We start from the raw sequence: 21896 nt of genomic DNA, 5'->3' as shown, positions 1-21896 counted from the left end.
TGGCTTGACTTTATTGCGATGCATCCATAGTCTGCTTATTCAGTAATCAAGGTGGTATGCAATGCACATAAACTATAATTTAAAACCTGCATGTGAACGTCGTACTGAGCAGTTTGAGCCTGAAACCAATGTGGGTTTTGGTAACCTAAGAACTGATCATATGTTTTTGATGGATTATCGCGACGGTGAGTGGCGAGATCCTAGAATTGTCCCTTATGGCCCGTTTGAGGTCGCTCCTGGTGCCATTGCACTGCATTATGGCCAATCCGTGTTTGAAGGCGCCAAAGCCTTTATGCACCAAGATGGTGAGATCTATACTTTTCGTTTAGATAAAAATGCCGAGCGTCTTAATACCAGTGCCGATATTCTCTGTATTCCAGCTCTGCCCGAAGCGATGCAGCTGGCGGGTATTAATGCCTTAATTGACGTCGACCGCTTGTGGTTCCCGATGCAAGAGGGGGCCTGTCTTTATATTCGCCCGTTTATCTTTGCCACAGAGGATAGATTGTCGGTGAGCCCGAGTCAGCAATACACCTTTTGTGTGATGTTGAGCCCGAGTGGCGCTTATTACGCTGATGGTTTCGATAAGGCAATTCGTCTGCTTATAAGTAAGCGTTTTCATCGTGCGGTGTCCGGTGGTACAGGCGCATCTAAAGCGGCGGGTAACTATGCAGCATCGTTGAAAGCGGGTAAGGCTGCAGCCGAGTATGGTGCTGCGCAGGTGCTTTATCTTGATGCTAATAACCAGCAGATTGAGGAAGTCGGGGCGATGAACCACTTCCATGTGCTCAAAGATGGCACCATTATTATCCCTAAATTTACCGATACCATTTTAAAGTCCATTACCTCGCAATCAATATTGGATTTAGGTGAGCAGTTAGGCTGCGAAGTGCGCCAAGAGACTGTGATGCTGGATAAGTTTATTCGTGATATTGAGTCAGGTGAAATTATCGAAGCGGGTGGGTTTGGCACCGCCGCGGTGGTTTCTCCGGTGGGTTCTTATATTTTCGAAGATAACCGTGTGGTCACGGTAGGTAATGGTGAAGTGGGTGAGCATACTCGGCGTATTTACCAAGTGTTAACCGATATTCAAAAAGGGCTGCGTCCTGCGCCAAGCGGTTGGCTTGGTCGGGTTGAGCGAGTTGAACCAGCTATATCGCGTTAGTCATTACCGTGATATTCATAAAAAAAGCGCCTTCCTCGGCGCTTTTTTTATATGTTTTTTATCTAATATTTAGGCCATTTTAGGTCTTTATTCGTTGAGCAATATGGTGGCATTAACACGCACAGGCATCGCGTTGGCGTTTTCAGCGGTTGCTTTAAATTTATAGGATTCAAGCTCTGCAATTACAGCGTATTGGTCTTTATAGAGCTCATCAATGGCAAGATTGACCATGCTACCTTGGCTATTAATATCAAATTGAACATTAATCCGATGTAAGTTGGGGTATTGGTTGGCGACTAACTGCCAATCGATAGCCCTGTCTTGTACTACCCAGTAACGACTCAATTGCGAGGGCGTGACATTAACCGGCGCCGCCGAGTAGTTATGCATTGAGCTGCTTTGACAGCCAGTTAATAATCCCGTTATGAGTAACAGCGCCGCCATGAGCAGTGATGATTGATGTGGTCTGTTAAACATAATATGCCTGTCAAAAAAGGGTTGCATGACCCATCCTATTATTTATATCGCTTTAGTACTGTGACCAAGCAGGCGTGTTAATTATTTTGTATTTATAAACTAACATGTAGCCATAATGTTGGCAAAAGATATACCTTATTATCAATTGTATCGCCGCAGTGGGTTTTCATGATGAGGGGGGGCAGTGCTATTTATGTGGTTATGTGGCGCGGTGGGTCATTAATTCTGGCTTGGGGCTCAGGTAGGTATAGAGAGGTCTATTTGCATCAATGGGATATATTTAATGGAAAAGGGCTTGATTAGGGTGGGTCGCAATTAGCGATTAATGAGCGCGCTATTACGCTGCGCGCTTATCGTTAGTAACGAAGCGGGTTACTGCTGAGTTGGGCTAGATGCTAGCTTGTTGGCCACTAGTTTTTGAGAGTGGTAACGCTGCAATATTTGATGGATCTGCTCATCTTTTTGCAGCCAAACCCCATTGAGCCAGCGCTGAAATTGAGCGCGGCAATCAGCGTCACTAAAATAGCGAGCATCATCGACCTCTGGAACTGGCAAGGTTTCTATGCGGACCACAATCCGTTTGATTTTGCCTTGCATCACCTCTGAGAGGGTGTCGCCTTCAGAATCTGGATAGACCAAGGTTACATTTAATAGGTTGGTAAATTGCTCGCCCATGGCCGAAATCGTGAGGGCGATGCCGCCCGCTTTAGGGCGTAACAGATAGCGATAAGGTGAGCGTTGGCGTGCGTGTTTTTCTTTGGTAAAACGACTGCCCTCGACATAATTGATAATGGCGGTAGGGATAGTTTTAAATTTTTCGCAGGCACGCCGCGTTGTGTGTAGATCTTTGCCTTTTAACTTAGGATTTTTTCTTAGTTGCTTAGCGCTAGTGCGGTTCATAAATGGCATATCCAAGGCCCAACAACCTAGCCCCAAAAACGGTACGTATAGCAGCTCTTTTTTGAGAAAAAACTTTAACATCGGAATGTTGTTGCGCAATACGTAGGTGAGTGCAGCAATGTCGAAGCCACTAAGATGATTACTAATCAGTAAATACCAACCATCTTTACGTAGCCCTTCTAGCCCCTCAATATCCCACTCTATCTTGGCGATGAGATATAAAATACCGCCGTTACAGGATGCCCAGCCCCACATAAAGCGGTTCATCATGTGGGTCAGCATATTTCTAAAAGCGGTTATCGGCACCAGTAACTTTATTAGGCCGCCAATAAAAATGAGGCTACTCCACCAGACAGTGTTGATGATCAACAACATCATGCTGAGTGCGAATAATACTGGGCCGGGCAAAAAATTTAACATCCTTTAGAAGTCCCTTTTTATCACATGTTATTGCTTAGCGAGCTTGTCTAATACGCTATCTTTCTCTTTCCAAATGCGGTTTAACTCATCCTGGAAACCGATTTTAAACGCTCTATCGTTTAGGTAGTCACCGCGCATTTCACTAGCGATATCTGATACCTTTATATGGACTCTTATCTGCTTGACTTTACCCGAGATGTAATCCCAATAACTGGGAATATCGCCGGGATAATAGATGGCCACATCGACCAGTTTGTGGATATGTCCGCCCATCGCTGACAGAGCAAATGCCATTCCGCCCGCCTTGGGTTTAAGCAAATGTTTAAACTCAGAATCTTGTTTTTTATGTTTGGCCGCAGTAAAGCGGGTGCCTTCGACAAAATTCATTACACTCACAGGTTTATATTTAAATTTTTCACAGGCTTTACGAGTGATCTCTATGTCTTTGCCTTTAAGCTTAGGGTTTTTACGCAGTTGCGCGCTGGTGTAGCGGCGCATAAAAGGAAAATCGAGCGCCCACCAAGCCAAGCCCAGTACGGGCACATAAATTAGCTGTTGTTTGAGGAAAAACTTTAAAAATGGGATCTTGTGGTTAAATATGCGTTGCAGTACCGGAATATCGACCCAAGATTGATGATTTGCGATCACCATATACCACTCTTTTGTCGACAGCTCGGCATCGCCTTCAATTAGAATCTCGACCGGATGAAAGGTGCGCTCAATGACGGTATTAACACTGATCCATGCTGTCGCGCAATGATCGAGTATATAACTACACCCTGTGCGTAATGGCCCGATAGGGATTATTTTTATTATACTTACCAATAAGATAGGTATTACCCAGAAGATGGTGTTAATAACATAACAGCTAAATGCCAGGCTGCCTCTGATCAGCGATATAACAGAGCCCATTAAATTCCCCATAAAAAATTTGGAGACCTATGTTACTCGGCCTAGGGCTTTAGCTCAATGCCCTTAATATCAGAGGGTATTTTTCATTTTTTATACTGCTGTTTTTAACGCCGTAGCCATCGCTCAAAAGCGCGGCCCTTTTCTTTATGCGAGGCGGCCGTTGTAGCATTAGCCATCGCAGCAGGCTAAGCATCATCGCTCAAGCCTTCCATAAAAACATCAAACTTGAAAACTAAGCGCAAAATGATTAACAGATTAGAGGCGTTAATAACTATTTTTCAGGCTGTTAAGTAGCCTGTCCATGGCGCGATAACCTAAGGCTTGGGCGATATGACTGCGATCTACCGTTTGAGATTGTGCTAAGTCGGCAATGGTGCGGGCTACGCGCTGCAGTCGATGATAACTTCTTACTGAAAGCCCAAGTTTATTGACACTTTGCTCTAAAAATTCCAGATCCGTTTGCGAAAATCCCCCGGTTTGCGTCAGCTGTTTGCCACTCAGCTCGGCATTCAATACGCCAGCACGGCTCAGTTGGCATTCTCGAGCGGCCTTTACTCTGCTCGCGATTGTCGCGCTGGTTTCGGCGGCATGTTGTTGCTGCGTTAAGGTGCCTTCGGGTAGTCGAGGGACATCTATGGTCAGGTCAAATCTATCGATAAACGGGCCCGATAAGCGTGACAGATAGCGCTGTATTTGATCTTGTGTTGCTCGTGCGTTTGCGGTGTCGCCGCAGGGGCTGGGGTTCATGGCTGCGATAAGCTGAAAGCGACTGGCAAAGGTGAGTTTAGCCGCCGCCCGTGAGATAACTACCTCGCCAGTTTCCATAGGTTCACGTAAACAGTCGAGCACTTTTCTAGGAAATTCAGCGACTTCATCTAAAAAGAGGACTCCACGGTGAGCCAAAGATATCTCCCCTGGCTTGGGGTGACTGCCCCCGCCGACGAGTGAGATAGGCGAGCTAGTATGGTGGGGGCTGCGGAAAGGGCGCTGATAAAACTGGGCTTTGGGTACGGTCTGCCCCGCGACAGAATGGATCGCAGCCACCTCTAACGCTTCGTCATAACTCAAAGGTGGCAGCAGCTGAATGATCCGGCTGGCCAACATGGTTTTACCTGTGCCTGGAGGCCCCAAAAACAATAAGTTGTGGTTGCCGGCTGCAGCAATTTCTAAGGCGCGCTTAGCTTGATACTGACCGATCACATCGCTTAAGCAGGTTGATTGCGACGGCGCATCGCTAGCAATCCACTCTAAACCAGTGGCAATACTCGGTAGGGATTGTTGCCCGTGAAGGTAGGCGCTCACTCCTTGTAAGTGAGTGGCAAAAAAGCTGTTGTGGTATCCGACTAGTTCGGCATCGCTGCGGTTGCCGAGGGGCAAGATTAAGAACTTGTGGTGCTTGCGGGCAAAAACGATCACTGGCAAGAGGGCCTGACATTGGCGAATATGTCCAGATAACGCAAGTTCACCGACAAATTCATGATCTTTTAACATGGCGACAGGGATCTGTTTCGATGCGGCCAAGATACCGATAGCGATTGGTAGATCATAACGGCCACCCTGCTTAGGGAGATCCGCCGGGGCGAGGTTGACCGTTATTCGCCGCTGCGGAAATTCAAATCCAGCATTGATTATCGCGCTGCGCACACGCTCCTTGGCCTCTTTGACTGAGGTTTCCGGCAGGCCGACCAAATTGAAGGCCGGCAAGCCGTTACTGAGGTGCACTTCAACGATAACCTCGGGAGCTTCGACGCCTAAACTGGCTCTGGTGGTGACGCAGGCAATTGCCATAAACAAATCCTTTTGTTTTTAGTCTTTTGTAGGAGTCTAGCATTAGCGCGAATGCGCAGTCCTAAGTGTAGCAGCTAAAAATGGGCCCGTTATTTAAGCAAAATATGCCGATTTATGTTGCCTATTGGCTATTTTCTGATATATAGACGCCAGATTGTGACATTGTCGTCTTGTCGAGCGACATATTGGCATCGAGATTGTGTTTTCGGTGGACTTGAGCTGACAGTCCTTGTTGCATCCTGTTGGCACTAGAGCCGATACCATTGGCAGCTCACACCTCATTACGATTAGGCGTACATATGATTTAAACGCAAATGTACCGCCAAGAGGTGGCTGCTCGGTCGCTATTGACCACTGCCTTGAAGAGTTAGGTGTAAAATGAGTTTTGTTGATAATGCATTGATTATTTTGTTGTTAATTGGCATCAGTTGCTTCTTTTCCATGTCTGAAATAGCTTTGGCTGCGGCGCGTAAAATCCGTTTGCGTCAAATGGTCGATGAAGGTGATTTACGCGCGGAAAGAGTGCTTAAACTGCAGGCTCATCCAGGAAGTTTTTTTACTGTCGTACAGATAGGGCTTAATGCTGTGGCGATTATGGGTGGTATTGTCGGTGAGTCGGCATTTACCCCCTATGTTAAAGCGGCTTTAACTGGCTGGGTCACTGAACCTTGGCTGGGGCAGTTAAGCTTTATCTTGTCATTTGCCATCGTTACTAGCCTGTTTATTTTGATCGCCGATTTAATGCCCAAGCGGATCGCGATGGCGATCCCCGAGCGTGTGGCTGTGGCTTTGGTTGGCCCTATGATGTTATGCATAGTGCTACTGCGTCCATTAGTGTGGTTTTTTAATGGCTTAGCCACTTTTGTGTTTAAAATATTGCAAATTCAAACCGTACGTAATGATCAGGTTACCTCGGATGATATTTACGCGGTTATGGCCGCAGGAACCGAGGCGGGCGTACTCGATAAGGGTGAGCAGCAGATGATGGAGAATGTGTTTGAAATGCAAACCGTTCCCGTCACTTCGGCGATGACGGCACGTGAGAGCCTAGTCTATTTTCTGCTGCAGGACAGCGAAGAAGATATTAAGCGTAAAATCACGAACGATCCACATACCAAGTTTTTAGTGTGTGATGGACAGCTTGATTGCATTAAAGGGGTGGTTGACGCTAAGGAGTTGTTGATCCAAGTGATTAATGGCCAAAGCATCACCCTTAAGGGCAGCCCATTGGTGCGTAATTGCTTAATTATCCCTGATAGTTTGAGCCTGTCTGAAACCATGGAATATTTTAAAAATACCCGCTCAGATTTTGCCGTGGTGATGAATGAATATGCCTTGGTTGTGGGGATTGTTACCACTAATGACCTGCAAAGCGCGGTGATGGGCGCGTGGTCGCTGCACGAGAGTGAAGAGCAGATCATTGCCCGTGATAAAGACTCATGGCTGGTGGATGGGGTAACGCCCATCACAGATGTGATGCGTGCCTTTAACATTGAGCAATTTCCACAAAGCCAAAATTACGAAACCATTGCCGGCTTTATGATGCATATGCTGCGTAAAATACCTAAGCGTACCGAGTTTGTTAATTACGCTGGTTACAAGTTTGAAGTGGTCGATATTGATGCCTACAAAGTTGACCAGTTGATGGTGACACGCATCGATAAGCAGGATGAACTTTTGCTCCCCATCGACTAGTTGCACAAGTTGACTGGGAATGTTGGTTAACTCTTTGGCGTGATTGATGACATTCTCATGCGTTGTAACTCTTGCAGAAATGCCGCGATGACGGGCTCGTCTTCGCGGCTTTTTTTACTGCAACACCCCAACTCAAAAGGCGCAATCGCTACTGGCGACGCTAACTGCTGGATCCTATCTTTTACCGGGCTGTTATTGATCACCACCTCTGGAGTAATACTGACGCCACAGCCTAGCGCGACCATAGAGGCGATGGCTTCTTGGCCAGAGACTTGGGCATAGACATTGGCATTAAGCCCTAACTGCTTAAACCAGTTATCAATACGTTGCCGCCCTGGACCATGTTCGGGGATGATAAACGGTAGCCTATCCCAGGGAATATACGACTCACACAGTAACTCCTGCACCGCACATTTAAACGTAGGCGCGATGATAACAAGGGGGACATCGTCGATTTTAATAAAGCTGAGTGATTCTGGCAGGGTGTCTGGTTTGGCGGCGATACCAATATCGGCACGGTTTTGTTTCACCATATCCACAGCATTAGCCGCATCGCCAGTGATGAGGGCGATTTCCACCAATGGATGCTCGCTTCTAAAGCGGTCCAATAACCCGGGCAGATGGCTATATGCTGCCGTTACCGAGCAGTAAAGATTAAGTCGGCCGCGTAATCTATCTTGCTTAGGATCGAGCCGATATTTAAGTTTGTTCCAATTATCTAAAGTTTGTTCGGCAAAGTGGCGATATTCCACCCCAGCACTTGTGAGGGTCACGCTGCGGTTATCCCGTTCAAACAGTTTAGCGCCTGCCTCCTCCTCTAGGCGCTTCATAGCGCGGCTTAATGTTGAAGGACTCACATGCATCTGCTGCGCGGTCTTCGCAAAGTGCAGGCAGTTAGACAGGTGCAAATACAATTTAATGGTGCGAATATCCACAAAATTCCCCCGATGCCTTGTAGTGTAAACTTAATGGTATTGTTGCATAAAATGCAATGTGATGTTTCGAATATATCATTTTAAGCAATAAGCGCCATAGGCTATAGTGATTTTAATCACAGCTTAGCCATCGTCGGTTGAGCCCGTTTTTAAGTCCTCACTCAAAGGTGGAATATCTGATGGCTAACTATTTTAATTCTCTGAATTTGCGTCAACAATTAGCACAGCTAGGTCAATGTCGTTTTATGGACCGCAGCGAATTTAGCCAAGGCTGTGATTACATTAAAGAGTGGAATATTGTGATCCTAGGTTGTGGCGCTCAAGGCCTTAACCAAGGTTTGAACATGCGTGATTCGGGCCTCAATATCTCATTTGCACTTCGCCCACAGGCGATTGCAGAAAAGCGCGCTTCATATCAAAAGGCGACCGGTAACGGTTTCCGCGTAGGTACGTTCGAAGAGCTCATTCCTGATGCGGATTTAGTGCTTAACCTGACTCCCGATAAACAGCACACCGACGCCGTTAACAGTGTGATGCCATTGATGAAACAGGGCGCAGTGCTGTCTTACTCTCATGGCTTCAATATTGTCGAAGAGGGAATGCAAGTGCGCCCAGATATCACGGTGATCATGGTAGCGCCTAAGTGCCCGGGCACTGAGGTTCGTGAAGAGTATAAGCGTGGTTTTGGTGTACCAACCCTGATTGCTGTCCACCCAGAAAACGATCCTAAGGGTGACGGTTTTGAAGTGGCTAAAGCGTATGCGAGCGCCACGGGCGGTGACCGCGCTGGCGTGCTGCACTCATCATTTATCGCCGAAGTGAAATCTGATCTGATGGGTGAGCAGACTATTTTATGTGGCATGCTGCAAACGGGTGCCATTTTAGGTTATGACAAGCTCGTTGCCGACGGTGTAGAGCCTGGTTACGCGGCGAAATTGATCCAACAAGGCTGGGAAACCACCACCGAAGCACTTAAGCACGGTGGTATCACTCACATGATGGATCGCCTATCTAACCCTGCAAAAATTAAAGCCTTTGAGATGGCAGAAGAGCTAAAAGGCATTCTGGCGCCGTTATTTGAAAAGCACATGGATGACATCATCAGTGGTGAGTTTTCGAAAACCATGATGGCAGACTGGGCTAATGATGACGCTAACTTGCTTAAGTGGCGCAGCGAGACCAATGAAACTGGTTTTGAAAATGCGCCACAGTGCGACGAAGCGATTGATGAGCAAGCCTATTTTGACAAAGGTATCTTCCTTGTGGCCATGATTAAAGCGGGCGTTGAGCTTGCGTTCGATACTATGGTGTCAGCCGGTATTGTTGAAGAGTCAGCTTACTACGAGTCACTGCATGAAACCCCGCTTATCGCCAACACCATTGCACGTAAGCGCCTGTATGAGATGAACGTGGTTATTTCTGATACCGCCGAATATGGCTGTTACCTATTTAACCACGCAGCAGTGCCATTACTGCGTGATTATGTCAACCAGATGTCGCCAGAGTACTTAGGCGGTGGGCTTAAAGATGAGGGGAATGGTGTCGATAACCTGCGCTTAATCGAGGTTAACGATGCGATTCGTCATACCGCCGTTGAATATATCGGTGCTGAACTTCGCGGTTATATGACCGAAATGAAGCGCATCGTTGAAGAAGCATAATCAGTTTTAATGTTATCGCGACCAGAGCCCAGCTTAGCCAGTGGGCTTTGGCGGCGCAATGACCCGATTTATAGGCTCAATGATAAAAACAGAGCCAATGGTTTACTTAAAGTGAGCAGGCCATTGCCGCGAAGTTAGCGAATGAGGGTCAGTGTTTGACCCAAAGGATTCACTGTTTCGTTTGATGGCCATCAGTTTTGGTTGTGTTATTCACAGGCTTTGTGATATTGATTAAAAGGTCTACTAAAACTAGACGCCAATTTAAGCAAACACACTGATTAGGAATACCCATACACCATGTTTAACCAAGCTGCCCTGCTCATTATCGAGATTATTACCGTGGTGATTATTAAATCACAGCGGGGGCATCGTATGGCGCATCAAACCACCTAATTAGGTCAAGATTGCAACAAGAACCCCCGCTCCGAAAGGACCGGGGGTTTTTTGTTTTTAGCGGTTTACGCCGTTTGCTTAACCCCGACAACACTTACAATGCAGGATGTAGCACATGGAACCAGGGCAGCAGATCAGAGGCGCAGACGCCGTTATCAAAGTACTTGCCGCGCATGGCGTAACCACAGTATTTGGTTATCCAGGCGGCGCAATTATGCCCATCTATGACGCCCTGTATGGCGCGCCAGTTGAACATCTGCTCAGTCGTCATGAGCAAGGCGCCGCATTTGCTGCTGTAGGCTACGCTAGAGCGAGCGGTAAAACAGGGGTCTGTTTTGCAACATCGGGGCCGGGTGCCACCAATCTTGTGACCGCGCTGGCTGATGCTCTGCTTGATTCAGTTCCCTTAGTCGCCATCACAGGCCAAGTTTCTACCGCCGTGATTGGCACCGATGCCTTTCAGGAGATCGATGTACTGGGTATGTCGCTGTCGTGTACCAAACATAGCTTTATGGTGACTGATATCGACGAGCTTGTACCGACGCTATATCGCGCCTTTGACATTGCCGCATCTGGCCGCCCAGGTCCTGTTCTGGTTGATATTCCTAAAGATATTCAAATAGCCATGCTCGATTATAAAGCCCCGCTATTAGGCTTAACAGCTGAGCCTCAGGCAGATGCGAGTCAGCTTGAAGCAGCCAGGGGGCTGCTCGTACAATCGAGCAAACCCATGCTTTACGTGGGTGGCGGCGTTGGCATGGCGGGCGCGGTTGAGCAGCTTAGAGATTTTATTGATGTGACTGGCATCCCCTCGGTAGCGACGCTCAAAGGGCTTGGCTGTATTGCCCATGATAGTGAAGGTTACTTAGGTATGCTGGGGATGCATGGCGGCAAAGCGGCGAATATTGCCGTGCAGGAGTGCGATTTACTTATCGTGGTTGGTGCGCGTTTCGATGACCGCGTGACGGGGCGGTTAGCCTCCTTTGCCGAACATGCCAAAGTATTGCATCTGGATATCGATGTCGCCGAGCTTGGCAAGCTGCGTCGCCCTGATGTGGCCATTGCTGGCGATCTACGCCAAATCTTGCCTGCTATTGCCCAGCCTATGGCTATTGCCCCTTGGCAAGCTGAAGTTGCAGGTTTGAAGGCACAATATCAATGGAATTATGACCGACCAGGCGAGCTGATTTTTGCACCTAAAATGCTCAATAGTCTGGCAAATAAATTACCCGAAGACAGTGTGATTGCCTGTGATGTGGGTCAGCACCAGATGTGGGTTGCGCAGCACATGTGGTTTCGACGCCCAGAAGATCATCTGTCCAGCGCTGGCCTTGGCACTATGGGCTTTGGTTTGCCGGCGGCGATTGGCGCAAAAGTCGCACGCCCCGATGCCTGTGTGGTCGCGGTGTCAGGTGATGGTTCCTTTATGATGAATGTGCAGGAGCTCACCACAGTTAAGCGTCGTCAAATTCCCCTCAAAATTTTGCTTATCGACAATCAGAAGTTGGGCATGGTTAAACAGTGGCAACAGCTGTTTTTTGAAGAGCGCTTTAGTGAAACCGACCTGTCCGATAACCCTGATTTTGTCACTATGGCGTCGGCGTTTGATATTCCAGGGCGCACCATTACCCACAGCGCGGAGGTTGACGCTGCGCTTGATGAAATGCTTAACACCCAAGGGCCGTTTCTGCTGCATGTGAGAATCGATGAAGCCCATAACGTATGGCCACTGGTACCTCCTGGGGCATGTAACCGCGACATGATGGATGAGATGGAGAAACAGACATGATCTATAACCTAGCCTTAACCTTAGCTCAGCAGCCCGAAGTGTTAGAGCGCGTATTACGTGTCGTGCGCCATCGCGGTTTTAAAATCACTACCCTAGATATGCAACTGGCTGCTAACGGCACCACACAGGTCGACATGGTGGTGGAGAGTGAGCGAGCCCTAGAGCTGCTCAGCCATCAGCTCAATAAACTGATTGATGTCACCGAGTGCAAAGTGTTATCAGCTGAACAGCTATCAACAAAACTCACGACAAGACTATCTACAACACAAATACAACCCGCTAGCGCCCTAAACGCCTAAGCCCTATAGATGAGAAAATATTATGGCCGCAAAAACTGCAGAATTGATTTGGTTTAATGGTGAGATCATGCCGTGGGGCGATGCTAAGGTGCATGTTATGTCGCATGCGCTGCATTATGGCACCTCGGTATTTGAGGGGATTCGAGTTTATGCGACTCATCTTGGCCCAGCGGGTTTTCGTCTAACTGAACATGTGCAGCGACTGTATGATTCGGCAAAAATATACCGTATGCCAATTCCTTATCGCTTTGAGCAAACGATGCAAGCCTGCCGAGATATTGTGCTTGCCAACAAGTTAGATGGTGCCTATATCCGCCCATTGGCGTTTTATGGTGATGTGGGCATGGGGATCACTCCGCCTAAAGATGCCAAATGTGAATTAATGGTGGCTGCGTTTCCTTGGGGCGCCTACTTAGGCGAAGAAAGCATGGAGCGTGGCGTCGATGTGGCGGTAACTTCTTGGAATCGTCTTGCGCCAAATACCATTCCGACTGGAGCAAAAGCCGGTGGTAACTATCTGTCATCTTTGCAAATTTCCACAGAAGCAAAACGTAATGGCTTTGACGAAGGTATCGCTCTCGATGTTAATGGCCTCGTCAGCGAAGCCGCGGGCGCTAATCTGTTCGTCATTAAAAAGCATAAGCTGTATACCCCGCCAGCCACGGCAGCGATCTTAATGGGCATCACCCGTGACACCATTATTACCTTGGCGCGAGATAAAGGTTATCAAGTGGTGGAAGAGCCGATGTCGCGCGAGTTTTTATATTTAGCCGATGAGATTTTTATGACAGGTACCGCGGCCGAAATTGTGCCGGTGCGAAGTGTAGACCGTATTGAGGTAGGCGTGGGTAAGCGCGGGCCTATTACTAAAGAAATTCAAGCGAGCTTCTTTGGCTTGTTTAACGGTGAAACAGAAGACAAATGGGGCTGGCTAGAGCCGCTCTAAATGGCTTGCCATTTTTTCATCCGTTAGCCTCGATTTACGATAAGATGAGTGAAAGTCCGATAACGCGAACGCATTATCAAAGGGCAACATTAAATACTAGGCATGACAATGACCTAGCGACAAAAAAGGAAGTAGTCTCATGGCAAAATTACGTTCAGCTACCAGTACCGAAGGTCGCAATATGGCCGGTGCTCGTGCACTTTGGCGAGCGACAGGGGTAAAAGATAACGATTTCGGTAAGCCGATTATTGCCATTGCCAACTCCTTTACTCAGTTTGTGCCGGGGCATGTGCACCTTAAAGATATGGGCTCGTTAGTGGCGGGCGCGATTGAAGAAGCCGGCGGTATCGCCAAAGAGTTTAATACCATCGCGGTTGATGATGGTATTGCCATGGGGCACGGCGGCATGCTCTATAGCCTACCGTCACGAGAGCTTATCGCCGATAGCGTTGAGTATATGGTCAATGCCCACTGCGCCGATGCCTTAGTGTGTATCTCAAACTGCGACAAGATCACCCCTGGTATGTTAATGGCGGCGCTACGTCTTAATATTCCTGTGGTGTTTGTTTCGGGCGGGCCGATGGAAGCGGGCAAGACTAAGCTATCGGATAAGATCATTAAGCTGGATCTGGTCGATGCCATGGTGGCCGCGGCTGATGACCGTATCTCAGATGAAGACAGTGAAAAAATTGAGCGTAGCGCCTGCCCAACATGCGGCTCATGTTCAGGCATGTTTACCGCCAACTCAATGAACTGTTTGACCGAAGCGCTCGGTTTATCTTTGCCGGGTAATGGTTCGATGCTCGCTACACATGCCGATCGCCGTGAACTCTTTTTAGAGGCGGGTCGCCGCGTAATGGCGCTGGCGACTCGCTACTATAAGCATGACGATGAATCAGCCTTGCCACGTAATATTGCCAACTTTAAAGCGTTTGAGAACGCCATGGCACTGGATATCGCCATGGGCGGCTCGTCCAATACCGTATTGCATCTGTTAGCAGCGGCTCAAGAGGGTGGCGTCGATTTTACCATGGCCGATATCGATAGAATGTCGCGTCAGGTGCCGCACCTTTGTAAAGTGGCGCCATCGACACCCAAGTATCATATGGAAGATGTCCATCGTGCTGGTGGCGTAATGGGCATTTTAGGTGAGCTAGACAGAGCCGGCTTACTGCATACCGATGTGAGCCATGTTGCCGGTGAAAACCTTAAAGCGGTATTGGCTAAATATGATATCGCCCAAAGTAGTGATGCAGCGGTGCACAAGTTTTTCTCAGCAGGGCCAGCCGGTATTCCAACAACCAAAGCCTTTAGCCAAGATTGCCGCTGGCCAAGTGTCGATGTCGACCGTAAAGCGGGCTGCATTCGTACCCGTGAATTTGCGTTTAGCCAAGAGGGTGGCCTAGCTGTCTTGTCGGGCAATATTGCGCTGGATGGTTGTATCGTCAAAACCGCTGGCGTCGATGAAGCTAACCATACCTTTGTGGGCAGTGCTCGAGTCTATGAGAGTCAAGATGACGCCGTCGCCGGTATCTTAGGTGGTGAAGTGGTTGCGGGTGATGTGGTGGTCATTCGCTATGAAGGCCCTAAAGGTGGCCCTGGCATGCAAGAGATGCTTTACCCAACCAGTTACTTGAAATCTAAAGGCTTAGGTGCGGCTTGTGCGCTTATCACCGATGGCCGATTCTCTGGCGGCACATCGGGTTTATCCATAGGTCACGTCTCTCCAGAAGCGGCTGCGGGTGGCACTATCGGGCTAGTTGAAACAGGCGATCGAATCGAAATCGATATTCCTGCACGTACCATTAAGCTGGCGGTTAGCGAGATAGAGCTGGCGAGTCGCCGCGCAGCGATGCAGGCGCGTGGCAAACTGGCGTGGAAACCCAAAGATCGACAACGCGCGGTATCGCTTGCGCTTAAAGCCTACGCCATGCTTGCCACCAGTGCCGATAAAGGCGCTGTGCGAGATGTTAGTAAGCTGGAGGATTAATATGTTGGCATTAGCCTCACAATCTCAGTTAGATTTAGCGCACTATTATCTGCAGAAGATCTTACTCTCCTCTGTCTATGATGTGGCTAAAATCACCCCGCTTTCTAGCCTAAATAAGCTCTCTGCGCGTTTGGGCTGCCAAGTGTTTCTTAAGCGCGAAGATATGCAGCCTGTACACTCGTTTAAGCTGCGCGGCGCTTATAATCGTATCGCTCAGCTTGATGCAAAAGAGTGTGAGCGCGGCGTCGTGTGCGCCTCTGCCGGCAATCACGCCCAAGGTGTGGCGATGTCTGCTTCGGCGCACGGGATCAGTGCTGTGATCGTGATGCCAGAAACCACACCCGAAATTAAAGTCGATGCGGTGCGCCGCCTGGGTGGCAATGTGGTGCTGCATGGCCAGTCTTTCGATATGGCCAATGAGTATGCTCAGCAACTCGCTCAAGATGAGGGGCGCGTGTATGTCGCCCCGTTCGATGATGAAGCGGTTATTGCAGGTCAAGGTACGATTGCACAAGAGATGTTGCAGCAACAGCGCGATCTCGAGGTGATCTTTGTGCCCGTTGGCGGTGGCGGCTTAATCGCAGGCATCGCCGCGTATTACAAAGCGGTGATGCCGCAGGTGAAGATTATCGGGGTTGAGCCGGAAGACTCTGCCTGCCTAAAAGCGGCGCTTGCAGCCGATGAACGTGTAGTGTTATCGCAAGTAGGGTTATTTGCCGATGGTGTGGCGGTAAAACAGATTGGCGCAGAGCCTTTTCGTTTAGCACGTGAATATGTCGACCACGTGGTTACCGTTACCTCTGATGAGATCTGCGCTGCGGTTAAAGATATTTTTGAAGACACCCGCGCGATAGCTGAGCCCGCAGGTGCCTTATCACTGGCTGGACTGAAAAAATATATCGGTGACGAGGGTAAAGGCCAGAAGGTCGCTGCTATCTTAAGCGGTGCCAACGTTAACTTTCACAGTCTGCGTTATGTGTCGGAGCGCTGTGAGCTGGGTGAGCAAAAAGAGGCTATTTTGGCAGTTAAAGTGCCAGAGCGTCCCGGCATCTTTTTACGCTTTTGTGAGCTGTTAGAAAAGCGCGCTATGACCGAGTTTAACTATCGTTTTTCCAGTCGTGATAAGGCGGTGGTGTTTGCGGGCATTCGTTTGTCACAGGGTCAGGTTGAGCTCGATGAGATCATAGCGAGATTAGAGGGCGATGGTTTTGAAGTGCAAGATCTCTCCCATGACGAGACGGCAAAACTGCATGTACGTTATATGGTGGGGGGGCATCCGCCAGAGGAGCTTGAGGAGCGCCTGTTTAGCTTTGAGTTTCCAGAGCACCCCGGTGCCTTGTTTAAGTTTTTGACGACTTTGCAGAGTAAATGGAATATCAGTTTGTTTCATTATCGTAATCACGGCGCTGCTTATGGTCGGGTACTTGCGGGGTTTGAAGTGCCAGAAAGCGATGCTATCGCGTTTCAGCAGTTTTTAACCGATGTAGGTTTTGTCTATCAAGAGGAAACCCATAGCCCAGCCTATAAGCTGTTTTTAGATAATCGAGAGTAGTCGATATGCTTGCGGTTAAATGAGACGATTTTAGGACGCAGTTGCGTCCTTTTATATGTTATCTTGCTATGGGTAACACATTGAATTCGAATACTAAGCACGAATAATTAACGACACTAATAAGATGCCACTCATGGCACAGACATAACTGTGAATACGTAGGGATGTGGTAGGGCAGGCGTCAATCTCTTGTCCCCATATAAACCAACAGTTAGCCCGAACCCTAATGGATAAAGCGAAGGCTTTATAGAGGAAAGAAGATGTTAGCAGCACCGAAAGTAAACGCATTTAACCCTCCACGTCGAACGCTGATGGGCCCAGGCCCTTCGGACGTTTATCCTGAAGTATTGGCCGCTCAAGCTCGTCCGACAATTGGTCATCTTGACCCGCTGTTTGTGGGCATGATGGATGAGCTTAAAGCGTTGATCCAATATGCGTTTCAAACTGAAAATGCCATGACCCTGGCGGTATCGGCGCCTGGCAGTGCGGGTATGGAAACCTGTTTTGTTAATTTAGTCGAGCCCGGCGAAAAAGTGATAGTGTGCCGCAACGGGGTGTTTGGCGAGCGGATGCGTCAAAATGTTGAGCGCGTTGGTGCTACTGCGGTGGTCGTCGATAACGAGTGGGGCATGCCTGTGTCGGTTAGCGATGTTGAGGCCGCGCTGAAAGCTAACCCTGATGCGAAGTTTTTAGCCTTTGTCCACGCAGAAACCTCAACTGGCGCCTTGTCAGATGCCAAGCGTCTATGTGCGCTTGCCAAGCAGCATGATTGTCTCTCTATTGTCGATGCGGTGACCTCATTAGGTGGTGTAGAGCTTAAAGTGGATGAATGGGGCATAGATGCTATCTACTCGGGCAGCCAAAAATGTCTCTCCTGCGTGCCAGGGTTATCGCCAGTGTCGTTTTCGCCTGCGGCGGTAGAGAAACTTAAAGCACGTAAAACACCCGTACAGAGCTGGTTTTTAGATCAAAGCTTAGTGATGGGCTATTGGAGCGGCGATCAAGCTGCGGGTGGCAAGCGCAGCTATCATCATACCGCTCCGGTGAATGCGCTGTATGGATTGCATGAATCACTTCGTTTGCTTGCTGAAGAAGGGCTCGAAAACGCGTGGGCGCGTCATCAAAATATGCATCAAGTGCTGCGTGAAGGGCTGGAGTCATTAGGGCTTAAGTTTGTAGTCGATGAGCAATCTCGTTTGCCGCAACTCAATGCTGTCTATATTCCTGAAGGGGTAGATGATGCCTTAGTGCGTAAGCAGTTATTGGAAAACTATAACTTAGAGATAGGCGCTGGTCTTGGCGCATTAGCGGGTAAAGCATGGCGTATCGGTTTGATGGGCTTTAGCGCAAGACGTGAGAACGTGGCGTTATGTTTACGAGCGCTTGAAGAGGTACTGCGTTAGTCACGGCTGATGGCTGGCACACGAAAAAGGGGAAATTAAATTCCCCTTTTTTGTGGCTGATAATTAGTGTTATAGCAAACAGGATCACCATTGCTGTTAAGCGAATTTGATGGTGAAGACTTTAAAAGATCGGTCAATGGCTCAGTTCAACTCTGAATTGAGCAGCATTAATCAAGCGGTGCCTTTGAGCTATTAATGGTTAACCAGAAACCAACTGCACTATGATAAGGGTGATTAATATCGGACAAACAAATTTGACGTACACAGGCCAAGTCTTCCAAAAAAGACCATCGGCATTGGCGCCTTCTTGGGCTCGGATTGTTGTAATGAGGCTGTGTCGGTTCCATACCCAGCCAAGGTAGATAGCGATACCCAAAGCAATCAGGGGCTGGGCGCGCTCGGTAGTGATAGTGATCATCAAGCCAAACAACAATTCAAAGTTAAATACCATGATAGTCGACAGTAGCGTAATGACACCCGCTACTATATAAGTTGCACGGTGGCGCTCTATGTTGACTTTCTCAACAAGGTAGCTGGTTGGTACTTCGACTATCGAGATGGCAGACGTTAAGCCTGCAATTGTCATCAACACAAAGAAGATGATAGCAATCAGTGGCCCTAGCACACCACCTAAGGTGTCAAACAGCGCGGGCAATACAGTAAACACTAAGGTATCGGAGTTTAATAGCGCGCCATCAGCAGCAAAAATTTGTATCCCATTATGCTGCGCCACATACATGGCCGGGATAATCATTAACGCTGCAAGAAAGGCCACACAGGTGTCGGTTAATGTGACATAAGCGGAGAGCGTAGCAATGTTTTCCTGCTTATTGAGGTAGGCGCCGTAAACCATCATAGCGCCTGTACCAATGGTCAGAGAAAAGAAGGTCTGCCCCAGTGCGCCGACCAAGACCTCGGTTTCCCAAATCCGACTAAAATCAGGCACGAGTAACGCAGTTAGCCCTTCAGAGGCACCAGGCTGGGTAAGAATATAACCAACGCCCATCACCAAGATCGCTAGTAATAATGGCATGAGTCGTTTAGACCAACGTTCGATACCTTGTCGCACACCTTGGCGGATAACCATTATAACCATTAAGATAAAGACGATGGTGAAAAGTAGGTTTCGCTCAACGGAGAAGGCCATTAGCCAGTTTGATGTTTGCTTAAAACCGGTAACTTCGGCTATGGGGGCAACAGCAAAGCTGACAAACCAGCCAGATAAGATCATATAAAAAGTGCAGATCAAGGTGGCGGTGATGATAGAAGCAAAACCGATCACTTTACCGATATAGCGACTGCAATAGGATTGACCAATATTAGCCATGGCGTCAGCAGGATTGGTTTGCCCATGGCGGCCAATCATCAGCTCAGCAAGTAACATGGGATAGCCAAGGATAAGGATGAGAACCAGATAAACCAGCAGAAATGCCCCGCCGCCATGAGTGGCGGCTTGGGTTGGAAAGCCCCAGATGTTACCAACACCGACAGCGCTGCCCGCTGCGGCCATAATGAAGCCTATTCTCGAACTAAAATGGCTAGAATCGTTTGAACTCATTGCGTTGTGCGCTCCTTTAGCAAAGAGGCCGCATCATAGCGTTTGTAATGAGCAGGTCAACAGGTGAATATTGCTTTAAAGCGCTTTGTTTTAACGAGTATTTCTTTAAAAATACTTAGTGTTGGTCTTTTATTGCTCGTTAGTTTGTTTTTGCGTGATTATATTGTTTTGATTGCTCGGTATGGTTGAGTGACGCAATTAGATTGCGTGAGTAAATAATCGTTAATGCGTGCTGATTATCTCAATGTTTGGCTGAGGTTGGCTTATAGAGAGGTCAGTCATACGACTTAGGTAATGGTATCGCGGTGTGGTTTTTTGCTTGTTTGAGCACAAAGCTTGAGCGAATACCGGCGATATCTTGGTTGGTAGTGAGCTTCTCTAGCAGAAAATGTTTAAAGGCCTCCATATCAGCGACTAACACCTTGAGCTGATAGTCGGCGTCACTGCCAGTGAGTAGGCAACATTCGAGTACTTCGTCGTAGCGGTTCATTGCTTGTTCAAACGCATTGAGGACCCTTTGGTTGTGTTTTTCCAGTCTGACTTGCACATAGGCAGTGAGATGCAGATTAAAGAACTCTGGACTCACCAAGGTGGCGTAGCCAGTAATGATGCCACTATCTTCAAGAGCCTTAACTCGGCGCGAGCAGGGCGAGGGAGACAGGCCAACTAACGCGGCCAACTCTTGATTCGATAAGCGCCCATGTTGTTGAAGTAGCGATAGGATTTTAATATCAATTTTATCGAGTTGCATTGTTGTCATCGGGTGCTCGTGAATGAAGGTGTCGCTATCGGGCGTCGTGATTCGATACAGTCGCCTGGGTGGGTAATACTTTTTGCTGGAATTGAATGATAATCGCGATACACAGCAAGGCCATTAACCCGCCGATGACCGTAGCCGCCAGTACATCTTGCGACCAATGCATTCCCAGTAACATGCGGCTCAATCCCATGCTTAAGCTCCATAAGCCTAATAATAATGGCAACAGGTATTGACCGCTCAGTAAGAGAAAATAACTTAACACCATCGACAAGGTGACGGCAAATAAGGTGTGGCCCGAGGGAAAAGAGAAGCCGACTTCGTGTTGCCAGTGAGCGGCAATTTTATTCGACAACTTGATCTCGGGTGCTGTGGTCCTTGATGGGACATTTGTAAGCTGGTTAAGGGCTTGGCTTACCATAGGGCGGCGCTGGGCGGCCGGAAGTTGATAAAACTCCTCTAATTGCAGCAGGCTTTGCTGCGCCATCAAAGCCGCGTTGGGTCTAGGCTCGCCAAAAAAGGGTTTCAAAAAATGGTTGAGCCCCAAGGTGGTGAGCATGCTCAGACCTACGGCGAGCACCAGCGCGATAAATTGTCGGCGAGGCACCATGGTGAAGCAAACGCCGAGTAACACTATGGCGGTCAAGGCCCCATATGGCGCAGTGCCTGAGGTGGTGACCCAATAGAGCAACTCGGCCAAAGGGGAGTCAAGCGCGATTAACGGAAACAGCGACGTACCACTGAGTAACAGCCCTGCTGGCACCAGGAGTAGGAGTAACCATCCAATAGTCAGCGCCGATAGTAAGCGCCTTGAGAGTGTCACAATGTTACCTTGCACACCAGTTACCTCGCACAAAAACCGTTAAATCAAAGGTCACAGCGACCTTACAGGTTGCCCCTACTGCTCAATCTTGATATCACATCAGGCCGACATGCCTTGACTCTACTTATTCGCCTGCGGCTTGGTTGAGCTTGGCTTCTAAGGCATCGACTTGGGCTTGTAGGGCTTCGAGTTTTTCACGGGTTTTAAGCAGAACGTGTTGTTGTACGTCAAACTCTTCGCGTGACACTACATCGAGTTTCATCAGTTGGTTTTGTAAAATTTGCTTACTTTTATCTTCGAATTCGCCAGCGAATTGTTTTAGACCGCTAGGAAGGTTATCGCTAAGCTGCTTAGCCATCTCTTCAATTTTCTTTGGGTTAATCATGGTTTTTCGCCTCTGGGCAATCAAGTCAATATGCTGAGAATTGTACCT

The 21896-nt window shown here is 48.3% G+C and carries 18 protein-coding genes; 9 read left to right on the top strand and 9 right to left on the bottom strand.

The annotated features are described in order from the left end of the window. Positions 1-61: 61 nt before the first annotated feature. Complete coding sequence (locus AC0VXX_RS16805) at positions 62-1165, top strand: branched-chain amino acid aminotransferase (RefSeq protein ID WP_475515204.1); 1104 nt, start codon at positions 62-64, stop codon at positions 1163-1165. 87 nt (positions 1166-1252) lie between these two features. Here the strand turns inward: AC0VXX_RS16805 and AC0VXX_RS16800 are convergent, their stop codons facing one another. The 4 genes from AC0VXX_RS16800 to AC0VXX_RS16785 form a co-directional block, all read right to left on the bottom strand. Further along, complete coding sequence (locus AC0VXX_RS16800; protein ID WP_475515203.1) at positions 1253-1669, bottom strand: hypothetical protein; 417 nt, start codon at positions 1667-1669, stop codon at positions 1253-1255. A 345-nt stretch (positions 1670-2014) separates the two neighbouring features. Further along, complete coding sequence (locus AC0VXX_RS16795) at positions 2015-2962, bottom strand: acyltransferase (RefSeq protein WP_475515202.1); 948 nt, start codon at positions 2960-2962, stop codon at positions 2015-2017. A gap of 27 nt (positions 2963-2989) precedes the next feature. Continuing rightward, positions 2990-3874, bottom strand: a complete 885-nt coding sequence (locus AC0VXX_RS16790) for an acyltransferase (RefSeq protein ID WP_475515201.1) — start codon at positions 3872-3874, stop codon at positions 2990-2992. 264 nt (positions 3875-4138) lie between these two features. Beyond that, positions 4139-5662, bottom strand: coding sequence for a YifB family Mg chelatase-like AAA ATPase (locus AC0VXX_RS16785; protein ID WP_475515200.1), 1524 nt, complete (start codon positions 5660-5662; stop codon positions 4139-4141). A gap of 378 nt (positions 5663-6040) precedes the next feature. Between AC0VXX_RS16785 and paeA the strand changes: the two genes are divergently transcribed. Then, positions 6041-7357, top strand: a complete 1317-nt coding sequence (gene paeA / locus AC0VXX_RS16780) for a polyamine export protein PaeA (RefSeq protein WP_475515199.1) — start codon at positions 6041-6043, stop codon at positions 7355-7357. Between the two features lie 26 nt (positions 7358-7383). Here paeA and ilvY read toward each other — a convergent pair whose 3' ends face one another. Further along, positions 7384-8292, bottom strand: coding sequence for an HTH-type transcriptional activator IlvY (ilvY, locus tag AC0VXX_RS16775; protein ID WP_475515198.1), 909 nt, complete (start codon positions 8290-8292; stop codon positions 7384-7386). Positions 8293-8471: 179 nt separating this feature from the next. Between ilvY and ilvC the strand changes: the two genes are divergently transcribed. From ilvC to AC0VXX_RS16740, 7 genes are all read left to right on the top strand, one after another. Then, on the top strand, positions 8472-9953 hold the full coding sequence (ilvC, locus tag AC0VXX_RS16770; RefSeq protein ID WP_475515197.1) for a ketol-acid reductoisomerase: 1482 nt from the start codon (positions 8472-8474) through the stop codon (positions 9951-9953). 508 nt (positions 9954-10461) lie between these two features. Next, on the top strand, positions 10462-12135 hold the full coding sequence (ilvG, locus tag AC0VXX_RS16765; protein WP_475515196.1) for an acetolactate synthase 2 catalytic subunit: 1674 nt from the start codon (positions 10462-10464) through the stop codon (positions 12133-12135). Next, the gene (gene ilvM / locus AC0VXX_RS16760) at positions 12132-12434 is read left to right on the top strand and encodes an acetolactate synthase 2 small subunit (RefSeq protein WP_475515195.1); all 303 of its coding nucleotides are present in this window, start codon (positions 12132-12134) and stop codon (positions 12432-12434) included. Before ilvG ends, ilvM begins: the two co-directional genes overlap by 4 nt. 22 nt (positions 12435-12456) lie before the next feature. Continuing rightward, complete coding sequence (locus AC0VXX_RS16755) at positions 12457-13380, top strand: branched-chain amino acid transaminase (RefSeq protein WP_475515194.1); 924 nt, start codon at positions 12457-12459, stop codon at positions 13378-13380. 139 nt (positions 13381-13519) lie between these two features. Further along, the gene (ilvD, locus tag AC0VXX_RS16750; RefSeq protein WP_475515193.1) at positions 13520-15370 is read left to right on the top strand and encodes a dihydroxy-acid dehydratase; all 1851 of its coding nucleotides are present in this window, start codon (positions 13520-13522) and stop codon (positions 15368-15370) included. Between the two features lies 1 nt (position 15371). After that, positions 15372-16922, top strand: a complete 1551-nt coding sequence (gene ilvA, locus AC0VXX_RS16745; protein ID WP_475515192.1) for a threonine ammonia-lyase, biosynthetic — start codon at positions 15372-15374, stop codon at positions 16920-16922. 260 nt (positions 16923-17182) lie between these two features. Then, entirely contained in the window at positions 17183-18325 is a 1143-nt protein-coding gene (locus AC0VXX_RS16740; protein ID WP_119978871.1) for a pyridoxal-phosphate-dependent aminotransferase family protein, read from the top strand. Positions 18326-18524: 199 nt separating this feature from the next. On the opposite strand, the gene AC0VXX_RS16735 is transcribed toward AC0VXX_RS16740, so the two are convergent. The 4 genes from AC0VXX_RS16735 to ubiK all read right to left on the bottom strand — a co-directional run bounded on the left by AC0VXX_RS16735 (position 18525) and on the right by ubiK (position 21848). Then, a complete protein-coding gene (locus AC0VXX_RS16735) occupies positions 18525-19883 on the bottom strand; it encodes a sodium-dependent transporter (RefSeq protein ID WP_475515191.1) in 1359 nt (452 codons plus the stop codon). A gap of 274 nt (positions 19884-20157) precedes the next feature. Continuing rightward, on the bottom strand, positions 20158-20643 hold the full coding sequence (locus AC0VXX_RS16730; protein ID WP_110459071.1) for an Lrp/AsnC family transcriptional regulator: 486 nt from the start codon (positions 20641-20643) through the stop codon (positions 20158-20160). Between the two features lie 25 nt (positions 20644-20668). Next, positions 20669-21478: a phosphatase PAP2 family protein gene (locus AC0VXX_RS16725; protein WP_475515190.1), complete on the bottom strand. Its 810-nt coding sequence runs from the start codon at positions 21476-21478 to the stop codon at positions 20669-20671. A gap of 109 nt (positions 21479-21587) precedes the next feature. Then, positions 21588-21848 (bottom strand): ubiquinone biosynthesis accessory factor UbiK, encoded by a 261-nt coding sequence (gene ubiK, locus AC0VXX_RS16720; protein WP_110459072.1) that lies wholly within the window; start codon positions 21846-21848, stop codon positions 21588-21590. Positions 21849-21896: the final 48 nt, after the last annotated feature.

It is taken from the genome of Shewanella sp. QJM3NY_23 (assembly GCF_056173105.1).
Note: the sequence above shows the minus strand (reverse complement) of the source record. Positions and strands in the feature narration are given on the sequence as shown.